Raw genomic sequence first — 270 nt, forward strand, 5'->3', positions numbered from 1 at the left:
GGCAATAACATAAGCTTCCTTTAGAGGGCATATCACATATGAATGTTAAAGGTACTGAATGAAAAGAAGGTGATTTGTTAACATGTATAACCAACAATATTATCCATATGATCAAGCGATGTATTATAATCCACAAAACTACGGATATGAATCTACAAATGAAGTGAGAGATATGGAACAAGAAGATTATAGACCAGATGATGCGGAAGATGCTCCAACGTCACCACCACCGTCTCAAGCTCCATCGTTACCATCTACATTTTCCTCTCC

The 270-nt window shown here is 37.4% G+C and carries 1 pseudogene; it reads left to right on the plus strand.

The features are described 5' to 3' along the window. Positions 1 to 82: 82 nt before the first annotated feature. A pseudogene (locus ACP3VS_RS24440) lies at positions 83 to 270 on the plus strand (hypothetical protein); the annotation flags it as partial.

It is taken from the genome of Lysinibacillus sp. VIII_CA (assembly GCF_049943995.1).
Lineage (GTDB): Bacteria > Bacillota > Bacilli > Bacillales_A > Planococcaceae > Lysinibacillus > Lysinibacillus pinottii.